Annotated in this window: 5 protein-coding genes; 4 read left to right on the top strand and 1 reads right to left on the bottom strand. The window is 45.9% G+C overall.

What is annotated here, in order from left to right; all coding sequences use genetic code 11:
- The 4 genes from AVMA1855_RS26430 to AVMA1855_RS26415 form a co-directional block, all read left to right on the top strand.
- A partial coding sequence (locus AVMA1855_RS26430; RefSeq protein ID WP_284427997.1) for a hypothetical protein occupies positions 1-514 on the top strand: 514 nt, incomplete at its 5' end.
- Positions 495-1,046 (top strand): RHS repeat-associated core domain-containing protein, encoded by a 552-nt coding sequence (locus AVMA1855_RS26425; RefSeq protein ID WP_284427996.1) that lies wholly within the window; start codon positions 495-497, stop codon positions 1,044-1,046. The genes AVMA1855_RS26430 and AVMA1855_RS26425, both read left to right, overlap by 20 nt.
- A 1-nt stretch (position 1,047) precedes the next feature.
- Positions 1,048-1,383 carry a DUF6980 family protein gene (locus tag AVMA1855_RS26420; RefSeq protein WP_502870391.1) on the top strand — a complete coding sequence of 112 codons (336 nt, stop codon included), beginning with the start codon at positions 1,048-1,050 and terminating at the stop codon, positions 1,381-1,383.
- Between the two features lie 605 nt (positions 1,384-1,988).
- On the top strand, positions 1,989-2,456 hold the full coding sequence (locus tag AVMA1855_RS26415) for a hypothetical protein (protein ID WP_284427994.1): 468 nt from the start codon (positions 1,989-1,991) through the stop codon (positions 2,454-2,456).
- A gap of 88 nt (positions 2,457-2,544) precedes the next feature.
- On the opposite strand, the gene AVMA1855_RS26410 is transcribed toward AVMA1855_RS26415, so the two are convergent.
- On the bottom strand, positions 2,545-2,962 hold a 418-nt coding region (locus AVMA1855_RS26410), incomplete at its 5' end, for a hypothetical protein (protein ID WP_284427993.1).

Genomic DNA, 2,962 nt, shown 5'->3' with positions numbered 1-2,962 from the left:
TCTTGTGTTGGCGCGAGGCCTCAGCGAACAGGTCGAACTTCAGGGCGCTACGGGGAGTGATCATGGCAAAGGATGGAGCACGCGTTCTCGATCAACAAGGGACCGGATGGGTTTTGAGAGGTTCCCCGATATCGCTTTGAAATCGGGGATTTACCTGCGGCCCATGTCTAAGAAAGAGGCCATTGTCGCCATGGCAGAAACACTCATGGCGTTCTATGAAAAGCAGGATCAACCGTATCGGCATGCCGCGCTGGCTCAATTTTTGTTGAAATACAGTCCCAATGACATTTGCGCGCTTCTGAATCTGTTCGCGGCGACCCAGGAAATTCGAAGACAGGAGTTTGTGAAAAAGTATCCTATAGCCAACGACACTCCGATTAACGAGCGGCCGAGGCTCCTGATGCTGAATGATCAACTCGAGTCAATTTATGATCGGGCTTATGGGCTGGGTTGGCGGCCATTGGAAATTTCTGCCAAAACTGGATACGGCGCAAATGCAAAATTTCAAAATTAGCAAAGGGGGAATGGTAATGAAATGGTTTAAATGCATATTGCTTGTTGGTTTTCTGGGTTTAGTAGCACAGGGGCCTGCACTAGCACGATATATACAGGCCGATCCGATTGGGCTGGAGGGAGGATGGAATCGGTTCTTGTATGTGGATGCTGACCCGCTGTCTTATGTTGATCCGGACGGACTGGTCAGAAGAATCCGTGATCCTTTGGACCTGATGCCGCTTGATGGCAATGGTGGCGGAATAGGTGGTGCAGGTCGGATGACAACTCCGAAATTACCATCTACATCCCGTGTTAGCAAATTTTTTGAATCCCCCAGTGAAAGCCCCATTTGGAATGGTATGAATAATTATCGAAATAATATTCGTACCAATGGAGAGGCGGGCAAAAATAAACAATATTACCAATGGGACCATACTCACGGTGATATTGAGGTTTACAACCGATATGGAGGCCATTTGGGCTCAATGAATCCTATAAGTGGTGAAATGCACAAGCCTGCCGTTGCTGGGCGACTTCTTAAGGGGTTATAAAATGATAAAGAATTTTCAGCACTGTTGTGAGAGTATGAAAAGTCATGTGCTTTCGGGTGATTTGAGTTTGGAGTTTTTTCCGAAATTTAGGGAGTATGGAATTTTGTATAGAAATGGAGGAAGTTATCAGCTGGTGACGTTTTGCCCGTGGTGCGGAAAAAAATTACCGAATTCTTTGCGCGATATTTGGTTTGAAACTATTGAGCAGATGGGGTTGGATCCGGAAGATGATATTCCAGAGGAGATGCAGTCTGAAGTTTGGTGGCTAAATGATAACTATGAAGATAAACGGAATGACGGGCTAAGCGCAGAGCGGCCAGGTCGCGACGAAATATAGCGAAGCCATGAAATTCGACATGCGGTATCCGGGGCAGGTGTGGGATGAAGAGACGGGACTAGCGTACAACCTGAATCGCTATTATGACCGGGAAGGCGGGCGGTAATACAGGCCGATCCAATCGGGCTGGATGGTGGGTGGAATCGGTTTGTGTATGTGGATGCCGACCCATTATCCAATTTTGATCCTGATGGGCTCGTTAGAAGATTTCGAGATCCTCTCGATCTGATGCCGCTAGAAGGTAATGGCGGAGGTGTGGGTGGTAGCGGCGGAATGGGCGCTGGACTCACCTCTAACGCAGCGCGTAGAGAGGTCATGACCCGAGCTGGCATACCCACTAGTCAACAACCTATTTCACAGTCCAGAAATTCTTCAGGCAGAGAATACTCCTACGATGTACCGTCACCGGGTGGCGGACCTCAAAGGATGTCTGTACAGCAACAGACTCTTGATAGAAGCCATATCAATCAGCCTCACTGGGAAGGTGGTCAAGTAAAGATCGATTCATCCACTGGACAGGTTCGTTATAACAATTATGGTTGCCCCGCATTGATTGATGGTAAATTTAAAGTGGATTATTAACTATGCTATCAAATTCTGAAAGAATGCGCAAAAAAATATTCATTGCAAAATACCTCGGAATGCTTTCAAAACTGGTGGCGAAGCCCGTTTTTGAGAAAAATATAGGAAGCATCAATGATGCCAAGAATATTCGTGCCCAAAGTCAAATATTCGAAGGCATGTCTTCGCAAAAAATTGAATTGAATTTTTCAATACATGAGGCCGAAAGACTTGAAAAGATATTTATTTGTCTAGGCGCGCTAAATTTTTCAAATGTTTATCTGTGGGTGGAAAATTCAATTGACTGCGGCCTCTTGAAAATAGATTCATTGGCAAGTATCAATGTGGAGTATTTGTTGGGTTCTGCTGATTGGGGAATTATGGGGCTTTTGTCGGAAGACATGAAGGACTACTTGTTATTGGAAATCAACGAGTATGATGATGGATTGAAGGTTGGATTGGATGCCAAGGGGGCTAACTGGGGCGCCATTGATTTTTCGCATATACAGTGACTGCATGTTTGTCCTCCATTTTTCTCGCTGGCTGCATAAAATTGCAGATAATTAAATGAAGATTTAAGAAGGCGAACTGGAAAATTTCCTACATGCTTTCTGTGAATCCAACGCGCATTTCACATTGGTTCAATATTTCCAAAGCTGCCGTACTGGCGTATCGATTTTCAAAATATTTGATCGGCCGAATAAACTGGCCTACAAAATTGCCAGAAGCGATAGTTGCATTTTGTTTTTCGATCCTGATGAGGAAGAGTTTGGGCTGGCCTATCAATCGAAAAATGAAATTGTTTGTGCAGAGTTGATCGGCGAGTTGATGTTCGCCATTCAGGAGATGGATCGTCGGCACGGAAGGAATATGAACCGGTCGTCGACTCAATGGGGAACCTCTCAAAACCCATCCGGTCCCTTGTTGATCGAGAACGCGTGCTCCATCCTTTGCCATGATCACTCCCCGTAGCGCCCTGAAGTTCGACCTGTTCGCTGAGGCCTCGCGCCAACACAAG

The organism is Acidovorax sp. SUPP1855, assembly GCF_030158955.1.
Lineage (GTDB): Bacteria > Pseudomonadota > Gammaproteobacteria > Burkholderiales > Burkholderiaceae_C > Paracidovorax.
The sequence above is the reverse complement of the archived record's forward strand: the minus strand, read 5'-3'. Positions and strand labels throughout refer to the sequence as shown.